Source organism: Bradyrhizobium niftali (assembly GCF_004571025.1).
Classification (GTDB): domain Bacteria; phylum Pseudomonadota; class Alphaproteobacteria; order Rhizobiales; family Xanthobacteraceae; genus Bradyrhizobium; species Bradyrhizobium niftali.
Genome location: NZ_SPQT01000034.1, coordinates 87,020 through 107,835 on the forward strand (window position 1 = coordinate 87,020; position 20,816 = coordinate 107,835).

The window sequence follows — 20,816 nt, forward strand, 5'->3', positions numbered from 1 at the left end:
ATGTTAGTAGTTCGTCTACTACCGAGAGTTTAGCGGGGGCATCATTTGCTGTCGGGAATGAATTCCGAGTTTCTGTCGAGTTGCATTCACGGCAGAGACCTCCTCAACGACGATTGCGTTGCGGGCCACTATAATGCGGATGAACTTGCGAGGCGGGCAACAACTGTCGTCCAATACGGCTTCGCCGCCCTTAAACTTGAGCAAATCGTTATTAAGCGAAAAGCCGCGCAGTGTGTTCGAACGACGCCGCACGCCGTGGTTCTGCGGGGACTCAATAGGCTGATTCGGCAGGCAACACAGATTCGTCCCTCCGACCGAGATACTATTATTCGACGTCTAACGACTGTGCTGCAAGAGGGGGTGCCTCACCGAGTCTACAAATTCGACATTAGGGCGTTCTTCGAAAGTGTCGATACTAAGCGTCTGTTCGAGCAGATAGCGAATATTCCCTCCCTACCGAGAAACGCTACAATAGTTCTCTTGAACTATCTAAACGAGCTGAAGTCACGAGGCATCTTAGGTTTGCCACGAGGCGTTCCTCTCAGTGCGACTTTGTCTGAATTTGCGTTGCAGACGTTCGACCGTGAACTGTCGCTTCTGCCAGAGATATATTTTCATGCGCGGTATGTGGATGATATTGTCATTGTCACAAGCGCTCGTGAAAATCCTCGCGAATTCGCACGCAAGATAAGAAGACTCTTGACGCCCTTGGGGCTCGAACTGAACCATCAGAAAACGAAGACGATAGACATTCCAGTCCAACAGAAATCGGATGGAACGGCTATCTTGGGGCGTTTCGACTATCTTGGATACGCCTTCTCAATACATGAAAGCACCCGGAATGGTGACAGAAGATTCTTCCGAGACGTTGAGGTAACTATCGCGAGTACCAAGATCGCTCGACTGAAGGCTCGACTTTGCTGCTCCATTGCGGTGTTTTTGGGAGACGGTGACGTCGGGAAATTTGAGCGCAGATTGCAGCTCCTTACCGGAAATTATAACGTCCGGGATTTCGTGAAAAATCGTTCACGCAATACTGGGCTTTACTGCAACTATAGGCGTGTAAACTCTCACGCCGCGCTGACTGAGCTAGACGCGTTTCTTCGATCAGTCCTAGTGGGTAATCGCAGTCGTTTGTCCAAGCGGCTTTCCGCAAAGGTTTCTCTCGGGGTGAGACGGTCTTTCTTGAAGTTTAGCTTTGAACGAAGCTTTCGGCAGCGGACCTTTTACAACTTCTCGGCGGCCGAACTGGCAGACCTACGGCGGTGCTGGCGCGATGGCTAGTTCTGGCATAAGGCGGGGGAACATCGACAGGAGCAACTCCGATCGCGCGGTTCTCACTGATACCGCACCGATGGATGTTCCGATCGTTTTCTCAAACGACGGCTTTCACACAAATCTCCGAAGGACGCCGGCTACGCCGGGATTAAAGCGCATTGTCGAGACGCTTATAACCTCGAATCCTGAGCACTACACGATTCCTTATCGGTATCGCATTAGGCTATCGACAACTGCGAGCCGCCAATTGAGTCTCGCTCATCCAGCGGCACAAAAAGAGGCGTGCGGGTTTTATCAAAAGTACGGACATCTACTTCCGTATTTTTGTCGTCACCCCGAAGTTTCTCTACGTCGTGCAGCAAAGGTGGGCAGCTCCGTATTTTATCTGACGCGAAGTGCCGAATCGAAGAGATACAAGGGAGCCGCTATCGATATGCTCCTTCATGACGAATCTGTTCGGAATCCCGGTTCGTATTTTGCTTACGCGGGATATGACCGCTTTTACAAATTCTTCAACTCGCAAGAGTTCTTGGGTCTTGAGAAAACGTTCTCGATGATGCGCCTCACGGACGTGTCGAAATGCTTTTCATCTATCTACAGCCATACGCTTGCTTGGGCAGTTAAGGACATCCAACACGGCAAGGAGCATCCGCTTGCAGTGTCATTTGCAAACGACTTTGATTCTTTGATGCAGTACTCAAACTATAATGAAACTAATGGCATCCCTGTTGGCGCGGAGGCGTCAAGAATTTTTGCGGAAATCATCCTGCAATCCGTCGATGTTGCCGTGCTTAAGAGAGCGAAGCGTGCCGGCCTAGCGCATGGCTCGGATTTTGCGATACGCAGGTATATCGACGATTACGCAATATTCGCCAATACGACCGAAAGCCTGGACGTAATTCAGCGGGCTGTTTCGGACGGTCTCCTGATGTTTAACTTGCACCTCAACGAGGCCAAGACGCACACGATCGCACGTCCACTGCAAACGCGAAGATCACAGATCATATCGGGCGCTTCGCCGGCCTTGCACAAGTTTCGAGAGTCGATTTCCGAAATCGATCAGAGCTCTCGCCTGCATAGACCACGGAAAGTGCGGGAGCCAGAGTCGGTGGTGCGAACATTTGTCAATGACATCAAGGTGGCGAGTACGAATGGTGGCGCTGGTTACGAAGATGTCAGTCCTTACATAATTGGGTCGATTAGTAGCACGCTGGAGATCTTGATAGCGGGCTTTCCATCTGCGCCGGCAGAGGTCCGAAAAGATGCTGAGCTTTATGCCAAGGCGTTTGATACATTGCTCTCTGCGCTATTCTACTTCTTCACGGTGCACGCGACTGTTACCGCATCGTACCAAGTGGCTAAGGCGACCATTCTCTCGGTTCGATTTTTTAAGGACAACTTAGCGGCTGCGGCTGAGCACATTTTCGAAAGGGTCCGAACTCTCATTCAGGAAGTTGTCACGAACCCGAGCTTACTCAGCGTCGCGATGACCGAATGCGTTCCAATCGAAATGCTGAACATTATCTTGGCATCGACAGCGCTTCCCGAGGCATACAAAACGAACGTCCATGACATACGTAGGCGGGTGATCGACGACGAGAACGCTGACTATTTCTCGATTGTGTCGCTGTTATTTTATTTTGGTCCGTCTGATCCAGACTTCATCGACGAGGTCGAAAATAAACTTCGTAAGCAATTTCTCCCGAAAGCTGTCCCGCGAAAAGTATCGCATGACGCGCACCTTCTCCTCGACTTGATTGCGTGTCCATTTTTGTCGAAACAGTTTAGGCGCGAGTGTGCACATGTCTTGCTGAAGGGCCTTGAAATATCACCTGCGCATTATTCCAACGTGCTAGTCGCCGAACTCGAGCGTTTTCCGTGGTTCGTTAACTGGCGGGAGATTGACCTGTTGAATCATCTCAGAAAGAAGGAGTTGAGGGCGGTCTATTAAGCGGCTAGTTTGTTCCGGGGAGTCGTTCAAGACAGCTACCGGCGGAGTTTCTCCGCTGCCACGTAAGGGTCGACGTCAGTTGGGTTAATTACCGGGCTGCATAGTTCCATACGGGCGGGCGAAAGCTCGCACACACTTGATGCTTGAGGGCGACTCCCTGCTTGCTTCTCCGCCAAGCCTTCCCGCGTGCTATCGGGAGTTTGCGTACTCAGTTGCCGATCTCTTGCAGGCCGGAAGCTCGGCGCAGGCAAGCACAGCACCATGGCGCAGGGCATTCTCATACGAATCGTCTTTGTGGTTTGCGTGAAGATAGGCCCCGAGCAAGGCCGCTGCGACCAAGATTACGACGTAACGGGCCCGTTCCAAAACCTGCCGCGCCTTGGGGTCCTTCTCAATGCGATTGACCGTGGCCAAGAAAATGGCCGGTGTGCTCACGAGAAGGATGGCAACTTGGATGCTGCCCGACTCGATATCCAGCCGGCTGAGAACTTGATGTTCGAGCCAGAGGCAAAGCGCGATGAAGCCCCAGACGGTGGCCCAATAGCTGGCGAGGTCGAAGAGAACCTTGATGGGGTCGGTCTCGTGCGACTTGGGGGCGGTGCTCTCGGTGCTGGCCATTCGTTCGTTCCTCAGTGGTGGCCGGCCTAATGTAGACGATAGTCATCATGGCTCAACGAAAAAATGGGACTCATAGTCCGTAGACCCAAAGTCATCATGACGGCCTGCTTCCGCGGATGGAAGACGAGACGGGCATCGTTGAAGTGCTGGCGGAAGCCGTGAAGAAGGCCCGCAAAGGGCTGGGGCTGTCCCAAGAGGATTTGGCCCTAGAGGCGGGGCTGGATCGCACCTACGTCAGTCAGGTCGAGCGGGGCACCCGTAATTGCACCATCATTGTCCTAGCCCGCTTGGCGAAGGCCCTCAAGACGACCCCTGACCGCTTGCTCGTGCCTCAGAGGAAGGGGCGGGGGCAGTCCTGAATCTCGTCCGGTGTCAGGTTGATCATTTTGAGCACCGGCCGCGAGGGAGCGGGGTCCGTCACCGGGAGCGGCACGACGCATGGCCCAAGATTACTCTCGATCCAAAGCGGACTTCGGCAGTCACGCACACAAAGTCAGCATGTGACCCGAATCAGACCTTGGCCGTCGGACAGCACAACCATCAATGGACAAATGGAGAATTCTGGGCGATTTTCTACGGCAGATTGAAGAAGGAATTCATTGTGCCGAGCGTTGAGGTAATTCTGGCGTTGACCGGGGCGACTTCAGTCTTAGGGGTCATCGCGCTTGCTGGCAATTTCTATCTGTATTTGAAGATTCGGGCCATCGAGGCAATAGAATACAAGTCTGTTCGTGAGGTCATTGAGGGCGAGGGCCTCTTAAAAGCCGATCAAGTCCCAGCCATTCTACAAGCTTTCGAGAGTGGAGCAGACAGGCTCCAAGTGCTCAAGCTGCTTGCCAAGGTTCAGAGCAGCCAAGGAGCTTCCCGTGTCTATGAAAAGATAAAGGGCGAGATCGACGTTAAACAGCTTGAAAAGCAGCGGTTCAACCATCTTCGTCGGATCACCTTTAGCGTTGCGCCATTTTTCTTCTTAATCGCGTGCACTTCACTTGTGTATGGTGCTTACTCCAACCCGGAGTTTACCGCCGCAGTAAGCAATTTCCTTCGTGGCAATGGTGAAAAAGTTCTCCCCAAACCCAATCCTTCTCCTTCCCCATCGCCGCAGCGTCTTGGCCAAGTTACGATCTTCCCGAAGTTAAAGACCGTCACCACCGAAACGTCGGTTCACCCAGCGGTGCTAAGTGGAGGTCGTGGAATAGATTCCGTCGTTTCGTTCAGCATCAAGATAATTCCAGAACTCGCAAAACAAGGTTGGAAAATCGACGTCGAAAAACTGATGACGAATGGCATCACATGGTCGCAGGAAGAGACAAATGGTGGCTCGGGCAGTTCCTGCATGGGCCTCGACAAGGTTACAGTAACGGATGATGGATTTTCGTTTCTTATCAGATTCGGTCACAAAACCGATGTCTTGGGTCACAAGTCAGATGCGTTGGTCACGTGTAATATCCGATCGGTGCCCCTAGTCCGCAAAGCTGAAAATTATACAAGTGGGGAGCCAATCGCGCGCGAACTTATGAAGGGTTCCGATTTGTGGGTTAGCCTCCCGTCAAATACAATTAGTTATATGATCAAGCTCGCCATCGACGGCAGCGGAGAGCGTGTTCTGACGGACGATTCTCCGTCGCCGTTTGACTTTCTTCAAATCATGAAGCGGAATGACGGCATCTTGTTCAAGCTTAGTTCTTGATCGCATCGTTCTGGCAGTTTCGCGATTTGCTGCGGACGCGTTCCTTCCGTCGATGTTAGTACTGTGTGAATGCATCGGCTGAACTGTTATTGCGACCTCTCCTGGCCCTCGGCGACCCTGATTCGTGTTGCGGCGGGTGTCGGCCGTCCGCCAAAGCAGACCGCAGTAGATTCCGTCATTCCGTGTCGCGCTATCCCCTTTGGCTTCATCATCGAGCGGCCACAATAAGAGGACTTGGGGACTCTCGCCCCAACTCGGAGATGGGCCCTACTGGATCGACCTTGGGGGGCTGCAAGCTCGGCCTTAGTGGATTGCCTTTAAAGGTGGCCATGTAGGAGGGGTGGTGTCACCCTCCCAACTTGAAGCCTCCTTAAAGGGACCCGGAGATAGCCCTTCAAGTTCTAACTCTCTGAGTTTCCTCCCCTAGCTTCCTCCTCCATTAGCGGAGGCGTAAGATTTAATATATTGTAATCATTGATGAACTTTTACTGAGACAATCGCGCAGGGCGAGCGGCTCCAGCGTTGAAAAACGGCCCCCATCGTTTCCTGCGCCACACCCACGTGAGATTTCGCGACGAGCACCGCATCGTGGAGAGGCAGGGCGGTGACTCCAGCAGCCGATAATTCAGTGAGAACCTCGATGAGCATATCGCTTTCGATGCGCATCAGTTGGAAACCAAGACCCTTCCCAAACAGGTGAGCAATGGGCGCATGCTTCACGGCGAGCATCTCGACTGCCGTCCGGAGATTGATGCCATCCGGAAAATGCCGGTGTGTGTCCTCGGGCCAATTCTTGAGCGGCCCTCGCGAGAACAGTAGTGCGTTCATCAGCTTCTTGCAGCCATCACGGCCGGTGCCCTTCCCGAAAACATCATAGAGGTCGCCCTCAGGCTGCGGCGCTCCGGCCCGCACGTAAGCGAGGCGCGGGAAAAGTTGCCCATAATCGACCTCCGCCACGCGTTCGCCGTCGATACGAATGCGCGGGCGTTCCGTTCGCTCCATTGACATCCAGAAGCCGCCCGCAAGACGGCCGCCGTGAAGCCACGTGGCGTTATTGAAGATGCGTCTCAGCGAGCGGCGATAGGGAGCAATGATTTGCCCATCCCTTCCTAAAGAGATGCCGGAGTCGTCCTGGCCTGCGACCTCAATGTCAGCCTCGCGCAAAAATCCGTTTATGCGCCCTATTTGGTTCGCGAACTTCTTGGACTGTGCGGTCTCGCGATAAGCGATGGAGGCGGCGTTCCCGTCCTTGTCCTTTCCTTCCTTCAGGAGGACCAACACGGGATCGTCAATTTGACAGATTGCGCGCCATTCGGGAGGAGCCAGCGGGAGATGATCTGCGAGGCGTTCTTGTGGCTCAATGAGCGACGGCATTTTTGACCTAGGCGAGATCCTGTAACCGCGCCGCCCCTCCGCGATGAGGCCCATGGCGGATAGGAGGTCGATGGCAGTTAGGAAGTGTTGACCGAGAACAGCGTTCCCTTGCCAGATGACGGCATGTGACCGGGGCACGGCGAGCTTGGAGTTGCTTCCGGTGGCCTTTAGCAGAATGAGATTGCAGGCCAACGCCTCCGTGGCCACGTAAAATTTCGCCGCGTCCGCTTCCTTTCGCGCTCGCTTGCGGGAGGCGCTCGCGGCCTCGTAGGCCAGCAATGTGTCGGCCAGCCTTCTGACGGCTGCTTGAAGCTCCGCGCCCTTCGCGCGAAGCTGGGGATCGAACATCATGGGCTGCGATTGGGAAGGCATGGGGTTCGGTGCTCAAAGTGACCGGCTCTAACATCGATTATTGACGCACCGACCAGTCTGACCTGATCTCACGCTAAGGGCACTGGGGAGCCAATTATCGGCCGGAGTGTTCAGCTGGGCGCCTTGCGTGTGCCGCGCCCGAAGCGCTGCTTGTGGGCTAGCACGCCCTTCAGGTGCTTCTCGATGACCCACTCGCAGGGCTCCTCCAGCATACGCCCCATCAAGCGCAGCACGCGGCCGGATGATCTTGGATAAGCCCGCGTCTTGGATCGGCGCTCGCGGCCCTGTGCGTCATAGGTCACCCACCCTGTGCCACTGGCGAGCCTGTGCACGGCTTTGCACGCCTGCACCGTCCGGAATTCCTTTGGCCGGTGACCCCGCTCCTCGGCAAGTGCATGCACGGCAACGACGATTGAGACGATGCGCTCCGGTTTGACCTTGGCGACGCGTAGTCGGGCCAGCCCTATCTTCGCCCGTTTGGCAGCCGCGAGGCCTTTCAACCGAGTCGCAATCTCGACGGGTCCAGCCCCCTCCAGGGCGAACCGCGTGGCGCTTATCGCTGCGCTGATGAACTTGTCGTTTGCTGCCAAGAGCCGGACGTAAGCGGTCGCAGCAGTTAGATACGGCTTCAATTCGGCGGCGGTGTAGGTGTTGAGCCAATAGCTTCCGTGCCGCGCCCGGTGTTCCACGTGCTTGCGGCAATGATGCGGTGCCAGCCCCTCATTGGCAGCCTTCATGGTCGGCCGCCCGCAGCCCGGGATGGCACAGGTGGCGGCAGCAGTGAGCGGACCCAATCGGATGCGCTCCTTCAAGGCCCTAGTCTGTTGTGCGCGGCTAGCCATTGCGCGTCTTTGCCACGAGATATTTTTCGTGCATGGCGTCCGCAATATAGAGCGCGATCGATAATAGTCGCTCGTAGTCCGGCGCCGTCAGCTCTAGGCCCGGCAGGCGAGACCTAGGCGAAAGGCGGTGCGCGGCCAGCTGCTGCTTGAACAGCTTCACGGCGAAGCGGATTGCGCCGTCCCGGTTGCTCGACACGGTGCGGGTTTTCTTTCCAAGGGTTCGCACAACATCCTTGCAAACCCAATGGAGTGTCGCACGGCGATAGTCGTAATGTGCCCCGTCTCGATGCTTTCCTTCCTGCGTGTCGGCCCAGACGGGCGTGTTGACGATGATGCGGCGCAGATAAAAGTTCTCCTTCGCATTCGAGCCAGCATAGGCAGCGTAGAAATATTGTTGACGGTTCGACCGGTCTAAGACGATGCGGCCTCCAGGCAATTCCAGCAGCAACACAACAGCAAAATACCAAGGGTCGAAGAAGCGATCACTCTTCGCCTTTCGGTCCAAAATCTTTGCCGCAATGGTGGGCCAATCAAGCCCATCAACTCCATCCTTTGCCTTTGCTTCAAGGAGCGAGCTGGATGGAAAACGGGCGGTTAGGAGAGGAGTTGGATTGGGCAGCGACTTCCCGTCACCCTGAATGTATTGCTCCGCCTCCTGAAGGTAGTCTTTGCATGCTGCTAGGGCACTGCTGGCCGATTGATCATACTCGATTGGTTTTATGCGTTGCTTAGGCATTTCCTCATTCCACACGTGGTGACTCAATGCGCCTAATGTAGGAATTCGAAGACCGCGATGCGAGAATCTGCGCTTAGAAAATTTCACCGTGCTTTACTTGAAAGGCCACGAAGTCAGACTCGTTTGCACTCGTCGCTAGCTCATCCGTGCGAGTCGCGCTTCGATCAACTTGACCTGTGGTGCAGACCACTTGGACCCACCTCTTGCCGTAGGGATACCCTGTGCAGTTAGTGCCTGCGCGATGTTGGTGGGGGTGGTGATCCCCTTCGCCCGGAGTGCGTTGAGCAGAGGCGCTATGTCGGCCGCTCGTCTGTCGGCCAGTCGGGATTGCTCGTCTCGCCCGCGTGCCTGCACATGACTCGGGAGAGGCCCGCCTCGATATCCCCCCAGCTGCTGCCCTCGTGCCTTCGCTGCTGCCAGTGCTGCCTTGGTGCGTGCAGAGATGAGGCCCGCCTCTAGCTCCGCGACTGCTGCCATCTGTTGCAGCATGAAGCGCCCGGTGGGGCCCTCGATGGCAGGGAGGTCAGCGAACCGCACGTCCACTCCTGCCTCTAGCAGCCGCTCTAGGAAACCCACTGAGCGGGTCAGCCGGTCCACCTTCGCGACCACGAGGGTCGCCCGATGCAGGCGTGCTACGGTGAGTGCCTCCTCCAAGGCAGGCCTGTTGTTGCGTCGGCCACTCTCGACCTCGGTGAACTCTGCGATGATGTTCGCGGGTCCATCGGCAACTGACTTCTCCACGGCGGCTCTTTGTGCGTCGAGGCCTAATCCAGAGCGGCCTTGCTTTGGCGTGGATACGCGATAGTAGGCAACGAACTTGCGCTTCACGGCAATTTCCCTCTCGATGATCGCCCGCGAAAAACTTAGTCAACGAGCGTTGTCACCATATTTTTCGGAGGAATCATCCGGCAAGATGGGGTGCATGAGTCAAATCGACTCAGGCAAACCGCAAGGATGGCGCGCGATCCTTCATACCGCATGCGGGCGCTCAAGCACATGAAGCTCAGAAGCGCCGGACTCGGGACGCAGCTCTGAATGATGCTTCAGAGATTGATGAGGGGAACGGGGGGAAAGCGCGTAGCCGTCGTCACGAGGTGATCTCTTAGATTTTCGACCCAGTGCAAATTTCGGCCGGGCGCTCCATAGGCGAGGTTTTGCTCGCTGATTCAGCCAATCCCGCGAACTATCCGAAGGCGCCTTCCGCTCTGGGAGCAGCGGGCAATTTTTTCTTCACTTCATCGAGCGTAGCTAGTTTGCGGGCGGCTTGGAGGGCGGACTAGGAGTTGAATTCCCTAGCTGACCACGAATTTCGGTCATTGGCGGCTGATTCCAGAGCTTGACCACGGTGTCTTTGAACGTAGGAAGAAGCAGTGCGCCGGCGATCGTAATGATTACCAGCGCCGAGGTCCGGAACGCTTTCAGGTTCGATATATCTTCCTTGAGCGCGTCGAGCTCTCGTTCGAGCTGATAAGCTGTCGTAAACTTTCCAGAGACAGGCGTGATGAGCTTCGAAGGAATGTCGCGGTAGCCCTTGATCACTTTTGTTCGGTCGATCGGCCCCTTCAACTCCGCAAGCCAGATCGAAAATATCTGCTCCCCTCGCTTCAACTGAATTCGTGTCGGGCCCGCATTGAAAACCGAGAAGATCAATCGGCCTTCATATCCCGGGTCTACGTGGAAGCCGGAGATATTGACCAGCCCGTAGAACTTGATAGTTGCCCGGATAGAAATGAAGCCAAGCATGTTGAATGGAATGTTGACGATCTCGTCAGAAAGCAAAAAGGCGAACTGGCCCGGATCGATTGCAAATCCGTCGCCCTCTTTCAGCTTCTGCGGCGTCTTTTTACTGGCCTCATCAGAAACGTAGACCTCGTCTCCAACAGAGAGCATGTATTTGGCGTCTTCAATCCGACTTGAATCGAATGGCTCGATGACTTTCTGCGCCGCTCCTTGAACTCTCCAAGTATCGTCATTCCAAAAAGACACGAGATCGCAATCCTGCTAGCTATTCGGCAATATAAAACTGGCGAGCAGCAAGTTCTTTGCGACGAGCCAACACGCCTGTTTCAAGGTCAACGTGTCTTTCTTGAGCGAAATCCAAAACCCATTGGATCACGTCCGCATTGGCTCTACGCGCTAGTGGAACAAATTCTTCCATATGATCAATCTTCTCACATGCATCCGCGAAGCGGCCCGCCGCCTCAGCAAACACATATACGGGATCGATCTGCGGTTTCGATCCTGCTGAGAAATCCAAAGTGGACAGATTCTGATGGAGCGTGTTGGCGGCGCTCAAGCTCACTAGAAAGGTGTCTACGAGCGTGCGTTCGACCGATTTCCCTTCATCAGCTCCCCGGGCAAGACGACCCACGTATTTAGCGTAGTGCAATCCGTAGTGCTTGAGGCGGTCGTTTTTTGACAGACTCAAGATGTCGAAATGATTGCGCTGATCGTGAACGTGCTGCTCGCGCTGAAAGCGTAGCAAATCGATACTCATTGGATAGGCCTCGCCCCGCCCTGCGACGTCTAGGAATCATAATAACCCAAAAAGCATTCAAAATCAATGGGATGTAAGTGATTCTATTGATTCACGTATTGGGGATTGTCCACAGGATGGGGACCGTCGATTTCGACACGTACAGAGGATGCTTTGGTTGGCCAGATTTCGTTGTGCCGAGACAATAGAACTGCACGCCAAGGTTTTGCGCTATTTGTGATGCGATAATGTCGCGCCCCATGAAGCTGCCGTGGTTGCCCCATCCCGCAATTGCGACGCCCTTGCGATCCCTGCATTCCTGCAAAATCCTTCGTATGTGGCGGTTGTTTTCCGGACCAATCGGATCAGCAAGTAACTTCCAGGTTTGAGGTTCTGTTGCGCGTCCTGCTCCCAAATTCCAAACAATCAAAGACCCCAACCCCATTGCCCGAGCACGTTGTATATTGCGCCTGATAGTGGGGTCGTCACGTTCGGCATCCGCCGTCGATGGATTGAGCATCCCAGACACGAATGGCGGAAGCGAGTCGTCCCAGACCCGTCTAAGCTCGTAGCGGAACGTTTCACACCGCGAGAGGACTGCGCTGGATTTCTCGAAAAGATTTCGCATGAGACTTTAGGGGTGCGGGCGACGCGGGCTGTTTAGGGTTCTTAGCGAAACGAAATTGAGTTCAGTTGACAATGATCTTGTTTGACTAAGCTGCATCCCGGGGCCGATCTCGACAATCAATCCTCTGCATTGGTCCAACCACTACCGGTCCGCAAAGGCAAGGCACGCCATCTAACAGGAAAGCAGAGCAACGGACCTGTGTAACATTCTTGATCAGGTGAAAATAAAGTGCAATAAAAGCAACGTCTTAGCAGTCTACCCATGCAATCCTTTCCTGGGCACCACCCCCAACCCAAGTGGTTGAAATCGCTCATTTGCAGGGAATTTGAGCCGCTGACCGGTACACAAGACCGGGGCACAGCGTGTATGAACTATCGAACGGCCTACCTCGCGCCGTCCAGGACTGTTGGCGAATAGCCCGAAGTCGACATTTATTCACGTGGTCCGGTCAGCAGCACAACACGCGGCTATCCGATGTCACGTAACGTACGCGAGGTCAGACCGTAAAATTTCAGATGAACCCGATTCATCTGCTCGACTGATCCGAAGCCGCACCTGGCCGCAACCGTCTTAAGCGGCAAAGTCGAGGTCCGAAGATGGTGACGTGCCGTATCGGCACGAAGCCGTTTAACCGTCTCGGCGGGCGGCACACCGATCAACCTTCGATATTTGCGTGCGAATGTTCGCTCGCTCATGCCCGCCTGAGCCGCAAGCACGGGAACGCTTAGGTCGCGTCGGATATTGCCCAAGATCCATTGGTGAAGCTCCGCAAAGGCTCCCGCTTTGTCATGGTCGATGGTTTCGATGAATTCGCTGAATTGCGACTGGTTGCCTGGTCGCTTGACGTAAAGGACCATCCGCCTGGCCGTGACTGCGGCGGCTTCATCGCCGTGGTCATTCGCGACAAGCGCGAGGGCGAGGTCGATGCCGGCGCTTATGCCTGCGGAAGTCCAGATTTTGCCGTCGCGCACATACATGGCATCGCGGTCGACCGTGACATCGCGGAAGTTCCGTTGGAGGTTGTCGCAATCGAGCCAATGCGTTGTCGCTCGCTTGCCCGCAAGCAACCCGGCCCGCGCGAGCAGGAATGCACCGTTGCAAACGGAGCAGATCCGCTCCGCCTCGTCCACGTGGCTCCGCAACCAGTCGATCAGAAGGAGATCCTGCGACGCCGCTTCGACGCCCTTTCCTCCAACCACCATAACCGTCGTTCTGGGCATCAACGCGGACGGCAAAGGCTCGGCATCGATCGCCAGTGACAAGGAGCCCTTTACCCGATTGGGACCGGACGACACGACGGAGACCCGGTAATCGATTGGCAGCCCTGTTGCGACATTGCGCGCATGTTCGCTCGCCGAAAGGAACACCTGCATCGGGCCGGCGAGATCGAGCACTTGGAAACGCTCAAAAGCCAGAAAGACAACATGCCGAGGGGTTGCCGAGGCCGGTGGGAGCATTGGCAGAAAATACGACAAGTTTGGCGAATATGCCAGTCGCAGTCGGCGTAACTCGGACAAGGTTTAGACCAAGCGAGGATGAGAGATGATCTACGAGTTGCGCACCTACCACACTCTGCCGGGCCGGATGCCGGCACTGCTGAAGCGTTTTGAGACGCGGACACTGAAGATTTGGGAGCGGATGGGCATTCGCCAGCTTGGCTTTTGGCGGACCACGGTCGGACCGTCACACCTTGAGCTAGTCTACATCCTTGTCTGGGACTCGCTCGCGGAGCGGGAGCGTCTTTGGGGTGCCTTCGTAGCGGACGCCGAATGGCAGGAGGTCGCCGCTGCCTCGGAGGTCGACGGGCCAATTCTCGCGAATATCACGAACTCCTTCATGAGCCCAACAAGCTTCTCGGCCCTGCAATAAGAGAGGCCTCGGACAGGAGCGTATCGTCTACGATGCCTTCCCAGACATCGTAGCGACGGACATCGGATTCGGTCCCCAAATCGAGCTGCTTCCAATCATCGGAGCTAGCCGGGCGGCGATTACCAAATGCCGGGGACTCTAGGTAAAACAGATGGCATATTCGAACTCGGTGTGAGGAGTGACGGCGTCATCGATCATCGGTTCTTTAAGGGTAATAAATAGCCGTGACAGAACACGTTTGGATCATCGACGGAATGCTATCTGGTACCGGAGTCCGCGATGGCATTGCAGGGGGATATCTCGATCCTTCGGAACTCGGGATCTCGGGAGAATTGGGCGATCGCCTTTCGCGGTGGGTGGCTGAGTATGAGAATGCCCACTACTATCAGTTCAATGATGCAGCCAAGAATGATGATTTAGATAAAGAAGGAGTAGCGATCGCGCGGCAAGTCCAACAAGAGGTTCCCGGCATCACCGTGCAGTATTTCTCCAACGCGAGGCTGCGCAAGCTGGCCATATAATTCTGGCAGTTACGGAATAACGATTCCAGTGCTGGACTGGATCCCGCAAGTGAGACACCACAATTGCAGTGACAGGCTTGGGATTACGGTGACAGTGCACAAAACTCCTCGCGCTGAGCCGGCCGACATCCTCGACGGTCAAGTTGACGCTGCCGCCGCTCTCCAAGACCGTCAGCTACAGCTCGTAGGATGGGTAGAGTTCTTGCGAAACCCATCATGCCTTGGTGGAAGCGCCTACGATCGATGCGGAATCGACATCGCCGCCGCGAGGGTTTTGCCCTCAGACGACACTCCTCCCCGCCTTCTCCGCCACCGATTTCTGCACAAAATACATCGCGACCAGCGTGATGATCGTCGTCGTGACGACGACGTAGCCGATCCGCTCGAAATGGAGCAGCGAACCATCCGGTTGCTGCGCGATGATCGCGCCGGCGAGCGCCGAACCGAGCCCGCCGGAGAGCTGCTGGAGCGAGGCGCTGATCGCGCTGAAGGAGCCGCGCTGGGTCTGGTCGGGGATCGCCGATATCAGCGCCTGCGACGGGATCATGCGCGAGAAGATGCCGACGAACAGCAGCACGTTGACGATGATCGCGGTCACCAGTGAGACGTGGCCGAGATGGGTGTAGATCAGCACCATGATGACGGTCATCACGCAGCCGAACACGAAGGTCGGGTATTTGCCGAAGGCGTCGCTGGCGCGGCCGACCAGCGGCCCGGTGACGATGCTGAACAGGCCGGAGACCAGATAGATCGTCGGCAGATGCGCGATGTCGATGCCGATATTGTTGACGGTGAAGGCGCTGGAATACGGCATCAGCATGTAGCCGCCCGTCGCCAGCAACGTCGTGACCGCGAAAGCCAGCGTGTAGCGCGGCTCGAAGATGGTCGCGACCAGATGATGGATCGGGTTTCTGTCCTGCTTGAGCCGTAGATGCGCATCGACCGGCTCCATGACGAAGGCGATGACGGCGATCGTGACGATCGACAGGCCGACGATTGCAAAGAAGCAGACATGCCAATCCCAGCGATTGGCGAGAAACAGCCCGGCGGGAACGCCGAGCACCTGGCTCGCGGCGAACGCCGTCTGGACGAATCCCATCACGCGGCCGCGCAAGTGCAACGGAAACAGGTCGGTGATGATGGCCAGCACGACCGAGCCGATTACGCCGCCGAACAGTCCGGTCACGATCCTGCCGAGCAGCAGCACGTGGTAGGTCTGCGCCATTGCGCAGAGCAGGGTCCCGAGCGTGAAGCCGACATAGAAGAACAGCAAGATGCGCTTGCGATCGAAGCGATCGGCAAAGCCGGCGGCCAGGATGCCCGACAGTCCCGCGCTGAACGCGTAGGCCGACACCGCGACGCCGAATTGGGTGGCCGTGATGTCGAGCGCGGGCATCAGGATGGCGCCGAGCGGCGACATGATGATGAAGTCGAGGATGATCGTGAACTGCGTGAACGCGAGCAGCGCGATGAGGAGGGACTGGTAGCGCGAAAAGCCGCGCGGGCGGTCCTGTTGATCGTCGATAGGCGCAGCGAGCGTCTGTTCGGTCATGACATCCTGTTGGTGGCAAGCGGGCAAGGGCGCGGGGGACCGGCCACAGATGGGGTGGACCGGGACGATTTTCACGGGGCGCATGACGCAAGTTCTGCCGGACCGTGAAGCTCGCGCCGGGTTGTGGGATCCATGCAACAGCCCGGGGAGCTAGAAACCGTCCATCTCCGTTGGCAACCTCGATCGGGTCCACGCACCGGCCGCGAGATGCGCGGCGGCGATCCGCCCGGGCCTGGGAGGGCATGACCGCGGTTGCGCGGACGGCCAGCAATGGCTACATCGCGGGCCATCCGAATTAGCCTATTGTGTCGACAGACCGATTCGACCCGAGGTTTTGAAACGCCATGACCGTACGCCTGCACCGCGGCGACCTGCCCGACCTGTCCCGCTACACCGGAGCGGTGGCGATCGACACCGAGACCATGGGGCTGAACCCGCATCGCGACCGGCTCTGTGTGGTGCAGCTCTCGCCCGGCGACGGCAGCGCCGACGTCGTGCAGATCCCCAAGGGCCACACTGACGCGCCGAACCTGAAGGCGCTGCTGGCCAATCCCGCCATCACGAAGATCTTCCACTTCGCGCGGTTCGACGTCGCCGTGCTGTACCAGAGCTTCGGCGTCATGACCGGGCCGATCTACTGTACCAAGATCGCCTCCCGCCTGACCCGCACCTATACCGACCGCCATGGCCTCAAGGACCTCGTGCGCGAGGTGCTCAATGTCGACCTCTCCAAGCAGCAGCAGTCCAGCGACTGGGGCTCCGACAGCCTGACCGAGCCGCAGCTCGCCTATGCCGCCTCGGACGTGCTGCACCTCCATGCCCTGCGCGAGCGGCTCGACGCCATGCTGGTGCGGGAGGGACGCACGGCGCTGGCCAAGGCCTGTTTCGACTTCCTGCCGACCCGCGCCTTGCTCGACCTCCAGGGCTGGCAGGAAGAGGACATTTTCGCGCATTCCTGACACCTCGACCGGCGGCTAGGTTGGGCCAATCGCCCCGTTTCGGACACTTTCGTATCGGCCTGTCCGAGGCTGCATATTCAGGCGGCGCCGGGTACAATGGCGCGCACTTGACCGGACAAGGCGAGCGACACCTCAGGAGCCCAGGTGAATTCGGCCCAGAATCCCCCCTACGACGCCGCGCTTGCGGCGAAGTTTGCCAGCGCGGCGCGCCATAGCCGTCTGGTCCGGATTCTGCGCGTCGCGGTCCCGGGTGCGGTGCTGTTGTCCCTGGCCGCCATCGTCGGCGTCTCGGTCTTCAATCCATTTCGCATGCTGCTGCCGAAGCTGCCGCTCGATTCCGGAAACATGGTGGTGTCGGGCACCAAGATCACGATGGAATCGCCGCACATGTCCGGCTTCACGCCGGACCAGCGGCCCTACGAGCTCTGGGCCAAGACGGCAACGCAGGACATCACCGACCCCGACCATGTCGACCTCAAGGATCTGCGAGCGAAAGTGCTGATGGAGGACCAGTCGACCCTGTTCCTCGATGCCCGCACCGGCCGCTTCGACAACAAGCAGCAGCAGCTCGACCTGCACAAGGACATCTTTCTGCGCACCTCGACCGGCTATGAAGCGCGGCTGAACTCCGCCTTCGTCGACATGAACAAGGGCACGGTTTCGTCGGACGAACGCGTCGACGTCAAGCTGACCAACGGCACGCTGACGGCGGATCGGCTGCGCATCACGGAAGGTGGCGATCTGATCCGCTTCGAGGGCAATGTGGTGATGCATCTGGACAAGCTGGATGACCCCGCCGTTGCTCAGCCCGCACCGGCCGAGCCGGCGCCGCCGGTGAAGACACGTTCGCCGCAGAACAAGTCCGCCAATTCAAAGTGATTTTCATGATCAGGTTTTTCCCGCGCAACGACAGCAAACGGTGCGCCGCCATCGGTGCGGCCGCGCTGGCGGTCGGCGTCGCGCTGATGGCAACGGGTGCGGCCATCGCACAGAGCACGATGCAAGGCGTGCCGAACGCGATGCAGGGCTTCTCGCAGAACCGCGATCAGCCGATCCAGATCGAGGCCGCTTCACTCGAGATGCGCGACAAGAAGAAGGAGGCGACCTTCGCCGGCAATGTGAAAGTCATCCAGGGCGACACCACCATGACCTCGAAGACGCTGGTGGTGTTCTACGAGTCGGGTGGCGGCGACAAGCCCGCCACGCCGCAGCCCGCGGCGAAGGGGGCCAAGGCGGCGCCGATGCAGTCGGCGACGCCGGGCCCGGGCGGCAGTTCCTCGATCAAGCGGCTGGAGGCGCGCGGCAATGTCGTGGTCACCCAGAAGGATCAGGTGGTGACCGGCGACACCGCCGTGTTCGACACCAAGACCAATCTCATCACCATGCTCGGCGGCACGGGCGGCCAGGTGGTCCTGACGCAATGCAAGAACGTGCTGCGCGGCGACCGTCTGATGGTCGACATGACGACGGGCGTGTCGCGCGTGGAATCCGACAATGGCAGGGTGCAGGCCCTGCTGCCGCAGGGCGGCGGTAGTGATTGTGGCCCGGGGGGGCAGGGCGCCAAGCCCGGCGCGGCGTCGCCCCTGCAATTGCCCGGCGCAACTAAACCGAAGCAAACTCAATAGCTTGTGTCGGATGCTCCCGATCTGAGGTTGAAGCTTGCCCGGCGAGACTGTATCTAGCGCGCAGGGCTTTCGAAGCGGGGTCCGCCGCTTATCGGGCGTGTTTCACTGGGCATGAGACATCCCTTCACTCATGTTGCGCCGGCGAATCGTAACGCCGGTGCGGCAGATCGCGCGTAGACCGCGCATGAAACTGCGCGAGGCTAGAAGGCGGGGATGGTCGATCTTTTCAGCATGTTCCGTCGGCGCCCCGCCAAGCGCGGCCGGCCAGGATTTGCACGTGGGGACATCACCGCGCTCGGTGACAGCGTCGGCGGGCTGGTGCCCAGCCCGGTGCGGGATGCGCCGCCGATCGCCCGGGACCAGCCGATGCATGCGCCCGACCAGTTCCAAGGCGATTATCAAGCCGACTTCCCGGCCGACTATCAAGCCGAGCCGCCGCGGGCCCAGGCGGTTCACCCCGTCAGGGCCGCCGGCAGGCCGAACGGCGCCGGCGGGCCGCAGCTTCTGAAGCGGCCGGGCTTCCTGGCTGTGCATAGCGTGGAAAAGGCCTTCGGCAGCCGCCAGGTGGTGCGCGGCGTCAGCATTTATGTGCGCCGGGGCGAGGCGGTCGGCCTGCTCGGCCCGAACGGCGCCGGCAAGACCACCGTGTTCTACATGATCACCGGCCTGATCAAGGCCGATCGCGGCGCGATCGAGCTCGACGGCCACGACGTCACCAAGCTGCCGATGTATCAGCGCGCGCGGCTCGGCATCGGCTATCTGCCGCAGGAAGCCTCGATCTTCCGCGGCCTCACCGTCGAGCAGAACATCCGCGCCGTGCTCGAAGTGGTCGAGCCCTCGCGCAAGAAGCGCGAGCAGCAGCTCGACTCGCTGCTCGACGAATTCAACATCACGCGGCTGCGCAAATCGCCGTCGATCGCGCTGTCCGGCGGCGAGCGGCGCCGCGTCGAGATCGCGCGCGCGCTGGCGACGCGTCCGAACTACATGCTGCTCGACGAGCCCTTCGCCGGCATCGATCCGATCGCGGTCGGCGACATTCAGGATCTCGTCCGCCATCTCACCAATCGCGGCATCGGCGTGCTCATCACCGACCACAATGTGCGCGAGACGCTCGGCCTCACCGATCGTGCCTATATCGTCTATGCCGGGGAAATCTTGACCGAGGGCAGCCCGGATGAGATCGTCGCCGATCCGGACGTTCGCCGCCTTTACCTTGGCGAGGAATTCCGCCTCTAGCCCGTTTTTCGATTTCGTCAAGCCGTGTACATCGGGCTCGGACTAGGATAAGCAAAAATCGGACCAACTTTTTGGGATCGGTTCTTGCTTCATGGCGCTCACGCAGAGATTAGAGTTCCGGCAATCGCAGTCGCTGGTCATGACGCCGCAGCTGATGCAGGCGATCAAGCTGCTGCAATTGTCCAATCTCGATCTCACGACCTTCGTGGAAGAGGAACTTGAGCGTAATCCGCTGCTGGAACGGGCCAATGACGAGGCCCCCGGCGGGGAAGCCCCGGCCGAGGCCGGCCAGTTCAGCGATTCCGACGGCGGCCACAACGACGAGCCCGGCGGCGGTCCGGGCGAGGCGTTCGAGCCGGGCCAGGAAGAATGGATGAGCAAGGATCTCGGCACCCGCGCCGAGATCGAGCAGACCCTGGACACGGGCCTGGACAACGTCTTCTCCGAGGAGCCGGCCGAGGCCGCGGCGCGCAACGCGCAGGACGCGGCGCCGACCACCTATACGGAATGGGGTGGCGGCGCCTCCGGCGACGAGGACTACAATCTCGAGGCGTTCGTCGCCGCCGAGGTCACGCTCGGCGATCATCTCGCCGAACAGCTCTCGGTCGCATTCACCGCACCCGCCCAGCGCATGATCGGCCAGTACCTGATCGATCTCGTCGACGAAGCCGGCTATCTGCCGGGCGATCTCGGCCAGGCTGCCGAGCGGCTTGGCGCCTCGCAAGCCGACGTCGAGGACGTCCTGGCCGTGCTGCAGAAATTCGATCCGCCCGGCGTCTGCGCGCGCAATCTGAGCGAATGCCTGGCGATCCAGCTCCGCGAGCTCGACCGCTACGATCCCGCGATGCAGGCGCTGGTCGAGCATCTCGATCTTCTCGCCAAGCGCGACATCGCGGGCTTGCGCAAGGTTTGCGGCGTCGACGACGAGGACATCGCCGACATGATCGGCGAGATCCGCCGTCTCAACCCCAAGCCCGGCATGAAGTTCGGCTCGGCGCGTTTGCAGACCATGGTGCCGGATGTCTATGTCCGCCCGGGACCTGACGGCGGCTGGCATGTCGAGCTCAACAGCGACACCTTGCCGCGCGT

21 protein-coding genes are annotated in these 20,816 nt (G+C 58.2%); 11 read left to right on the top strand and 10 right to left on the bottom strand.

Features of this window, described 5'->3' with window-relative positions:
• Positions 1–57 precede the first annotated feature (57 nt).
• Together drt3a and drt3b are read left to right on the top strand one after the other, a co-directional pair.
• Positions 58–1,284 (top strand): antiviral reverse transcriptase Drt3a, encoded by a 1,227-nt coding sequence (gene drt3a / locus E4K65_RS50100; RefSeq protein WP_135178702.1) that lies wholly within the window; start codon positions 58–60, stop codon positions 1,282–1,284.
• Positions 1,199–3,229, top strand: a complete 2,031-nt coding sequence (drt3b, locus tag E4K65_RS39575) for an antiviral reverse transcriptase Drt3b (RefSeq protein WP_135178703.1) — start codon at positions 1,199–1,201, stop codon at positions 3,227–3,229. The genes drt3a and drt3b overlap by 86 nt, the downstream gene beginning before the upstream one ends.
• 189 nt (positions 3,230–3,418) lie before the next feature.
• On the opposite strand, the gene E4K65_RS39580 is transcribed toward drt3b, so the two are convergent.
• Positions 3,419–3,847 carry a hypothetical protein gene (locus E4K65_RS39580; RefSeq protein ID WP_135178704.1) on the bottom strand — a complete coding sequence of 143 codons (429 nt, stop codon included), beginning with the start codon at positions 3,845–3,847 and terminating at the stop codon, positions 3,419–3,421.
• 116 nt (positions 3,848–3,963) lie between these two features.
• On the opposite strand from E4K65_RS39580, the gene E4K65_RS39585 reads away from it, so the two are divergent.
• Both E4K65_RS39585 and E4K65_RS39590 read left to right on the top strand, forming a co-directional pair.
• The gene (locus E4K65_RS39585) at positions 3,964–4,206 is read left to right on the top strand and encodes a helix-turn-helix domain-containing protein (protein ID WP_135178705.1); all 243 of its coding nucleotides are present in this window, start codon (positions 3,964–3,966) and stop codon (positions 4,204–4,206) included.
• 158 nt (positions 4,207–4,364) lie between these two features.
• Entirely contained in the window at positions 4,365–5,537 is a 1,173-nt protein-coding gene (locus tag E4K65_RS39590) for a hypothetical protein (protein ID WP_135178706.1), read from the top strand.
• A 471-nt stretch (positions 5,538–6,008) separates the two neighbouring features.
• Here E4K65_RS39590 and E4K65_RS39595 read toward each other — a convergent pair whose 3' ends face one another.
• From E4K65_RS39595 to E4K65_RS39630, 8 genes are all read right to left on the bottom strand, one after another.
• Positions 6,009–7,262 (bottom strand): hypothetical protein, encoded by a 1,254-nt coding sequence (locus tag E4K65_RS39595; protein ID WP_235885926.1) that lies wholly within the window; start codon positions 7,260–7,262, stop codon positions 6,009–6,011.
• A gap of 131 nt (positions 7,263–7,393) precedes the next feature.
• Positions 7,394–8,020, bottom strand: a complete 627-nt coding sequence (locus E4K65_RS39600) for a hypothetical protein (protein WP_235885927.1) — start codon at positions 8,018–8,020, stop codon at positions 7,394–7,396.
• Between the two features lie 97 nt (positions 8,021–8,117).
• A complete protein-coding gene (locus E4K65_RS39605) occupies positions 8,118–8,861 on the bottom strand; it encodes a hypothetical protein (protein ID WP_135178709.1) in 744 nt (247 codons plus the stop codon).
• 135 nt (positions 8,862–8,996) lie between these two features.
• Positions 8,997–9,689, bottom strand: coding sequence for a recombinase family protein (locus E4K65_RS39610; RefSeq protein ID WP_135178710.1), 693 nt, complete (start codon positions 9,687–9,689; stop codon positions 8,997–8,999).
• Positions 9,690–10,109: 420 nt separating this feature from the next.
• Positions 10,110–10,847 carry a dCTP deaminase domain-containing protein gene (locus tag E4K65_RS39615; protein WP_135178711.1) on the bottom strand — a complete coding sequence of 246 codons (738 nt, stop codon included), beginning with the start codon at positions 10,845–10,847 and terminating at the stop codon, positions 10,110–10,112.
• 19 nt (positions 10,848–10,866) lie between these two features.
• Entirely contained in the window at positions 10,867–11,358 is a 492-nt protein-coding gene (locus E4K65_RS39620) for a hypothetical protein (protein WP_135178712.1), read from the bottom strand.
• 91 nt (positions 11,359–11,449) lie between these two features.
• On the bottom strand, positions 11,450–11,965 hold the full coding sequence (locus E4K65_RS39625) for a DUF1643 domain-containing protein (RefSeq protein ID WP_135178713.1): 516 nt from the start codon (positions 11,963–11,965) through the stop codon (positions 11,450–11,452).
• Positions 11,966–12,432: 467 nt separating this feature from the next.
• Positions 12,433–13,422 (bottom strand): GlxA family transcriptional regulator, encoded by a 990-nt coding sequence (locus tag E4K65_RS39630; RefSeq protein ID WP_283813925.1) that lies wholly within the window; start codon positions 13,420–13,422, stop codon positions 12,433–12,435.
• Positions 13,423–13,507: 85 nt separating this feature from the next.
• On the opposite strand from E4K65_RS39630, the gene E4K65_RS39635 reads away from it, so the two are divergent.
• Positions 13,508–13,834 carry an NIPSNAP family protein gene (locus tag E4K65_RS39635; RefSeq protein ID WP_135178715.1) on the top strand — a complete coding sequence of 109 codons (327 nt, stop codon included), beginning with the start codon at positions 13,508–13,510 and terminating at the stop codon, positions 13,832–13,834.
• A gap of 224 nt (positions 13,835–14,058) precedes the next feature.
• Complete coding sequence (locus E4K65_RS39640) at positions 14,059–14,355, top strand: hypothetical protein (RefSeq protein WP_135178716.1); 297 nt, start codon at positions 14,059–14,061, stop codon at positions 14,353–14,355.
• Positions 14,356–14,635: 280 nt separating this feature from the next.
• On the opposite strand, the gene E4K65_RS39645 is transcribed toward E4K65_RS39640, so the two are convergent.
• Positions 14,636–15,907 carry an MFS transporter gene (locus E4K65_RS39645; RefSeq protein WP_135178717.1) on the bottom strand — a complete coding sequence of 424 codons (1,272 nt, stop codon included), beginning with the start codon at positions 15,905–15,907 and terminating at the stop codon, positions 14,636–14,638.
• A gap of 344 nt (positions 15,908–16,251) precedes the next feature.
• On the opposite strand from E4K65_RS39645, the gene E4K65_RS39650 reads away from it, so the two are divergent.
• The 5 genes from E4K65_RS39650 to E4K65_RS39670 all read left to right on the top strand — a co-directional run.
• The gene (locus tag E4K65_RS39650) at positions 16,252–16,866 is read left to right on the top strand and encodes a ribonuclease D (protein ID WP_027543721.1); all 615 of its coding nucleotides are present in this window, start codon (positions 16,252–16,254) and stop codon (positions 16,864–16,866) included.
• 144 nt (positions 16,867–17,010) lie between these two features.
• Positions 17,011–17,745: an LPS export ABC transporter periplasmic protein LptC gene (lptC, locus tag E4K65_RS39655; protein ID WP_135178718.1), complete on the top strand. Its 735-nt coding sequence runs from the start codon at positions 17,011–17,013 to the stop codon at positions 17,743–17,745.
• A 5-nt stretch (positions 17,746–17,750) separates the two neighbouring features.
• The gene (locus E4K65_RS39660; RefSeq protein ID WP_167771523.1) at positions 17,751–18,491 is read left to right on the top strand and encodes an LptA/OstA family protein; all 741 of its coding nucleotides are present in this window, start codon (positions 17,751–17,753) and stop codon (positions 18,489–18,491) included.
• 213 nt (positions 18,492–18,704) lie between these two features.
• Positions 18,705–19,727, top strand: a complete 1,023-nt coding sequence (gene lptB / locus E4K65_RS39665; protein WP_135178720.1) for an LPS export ABC transporter ATP-binding protein — start codon at positions 18,705–18,707, stop codon at positions 19,725–19,727.
• Between the two features lie 91 nt (positions 19,728–19,818).
• A partial coding sequence (locus E4K65_RS39670) for an RNA polymerase factor sigma-54 (protein WP_488226133.1) occupies positions 19,819–20,816 on the top strand: 998 nt, incomplete at its 3' end.

Coding starts and splice junctions, on each gene's coding strand:
- drt3a (WP_135178702.1), top strand. CDS start 58: ATGAATTCCGAGTTTCTGTCGAGTTGCATTCACGGCAGAGACCTCCTC.
- E4K65_RS39580 (WP_135178704.1), bottom strand. CDS start 3,847: ATGGCCAGCACCGAGAGCACCGCCCCCAAGTCGCACGAGACCGACCCC.
- E4K65_RS39585 (WP_135178705.1), top strand. CDS start 3,964: ATGGAAGACGAGACGGGCATCGTTGAAGTGCTGGCGGAAGCCGTGAAG.
- E4K65_RS39595 (WP_235885926.1), bottom strand. CDS start 7,262: ATGATGTTCGATCCCCAGCTTCGCGCGAAGGGCGCGGAGCTTCAAGCA.
- E4K65_RS39600 (WP_235885927.1), bottom strand. CDS start 8,020: ATGAAGGCTGCCAATGAGGGGCTGGCACCGCATCATTGCCGCAAGCAC.
- E4K65_RS39605 (WP_135178709.1), bottom strand. CDS start 8,861: ATGCCTAAGCAACGCATAAAACCAATCGAGTATGATCAATCGGCCAGC.
- E4K65_RS39620 (WP_135178712.1), bottom strand. CDS start 11,358: ATGAGTATCGATTTGCTACGCTTTCAGCGCGAGCAGCACGTTCACGAT.
- E4K65_RS39625 (WP_135178713.1), bottom strand. CDS start 11,965: ATGCGAAATCTTTTCGAGAAATCCAGCGCAGTCCTCTCGCGGTGTGAA.
- E4K65_RS39630 (WP_283813925.1), bottom strand. CDS start 13,422: ATGCTCCCACCGGCCTCGGCAACCCCTCGGCATGTTGTCTTTCTGGCT.
- E4K65_RS39635 (WP_135178715.1), top strand. CDS start 13,508: ATGATCTACGAGTTGCGCACCTACCACACTCTGCCGGGCCGGATGCCG.
- E4K65_RS39645 (WP_135178717.1), bottom strand. CDS start 15,907: ATGACCGAACAGACGCTCGCTGCGCCTATCGACGATCAACAGGACCGC.
- E4K65_RS39650 (WP_027543721.1), top strand. CDS start 16,252: ATGACCGTACGCCTGCACCGCGGCGACCTGCCCGACCTGTCCCGCTAC.
- E4K65_RS39660 (WP_167771523.1), top strand. CDS start 17,751: ATGATCAGGTTTTTCCCGCGCAACGACAGCAAACGGTGCGCCGCCATC.
- lptB (WP_135178720.1), top strand. CDS start 18,705: ATGGTCGATCTTTTCAGCATGTTCCGTCGGCGCCCCGCCAAGCGCGGC.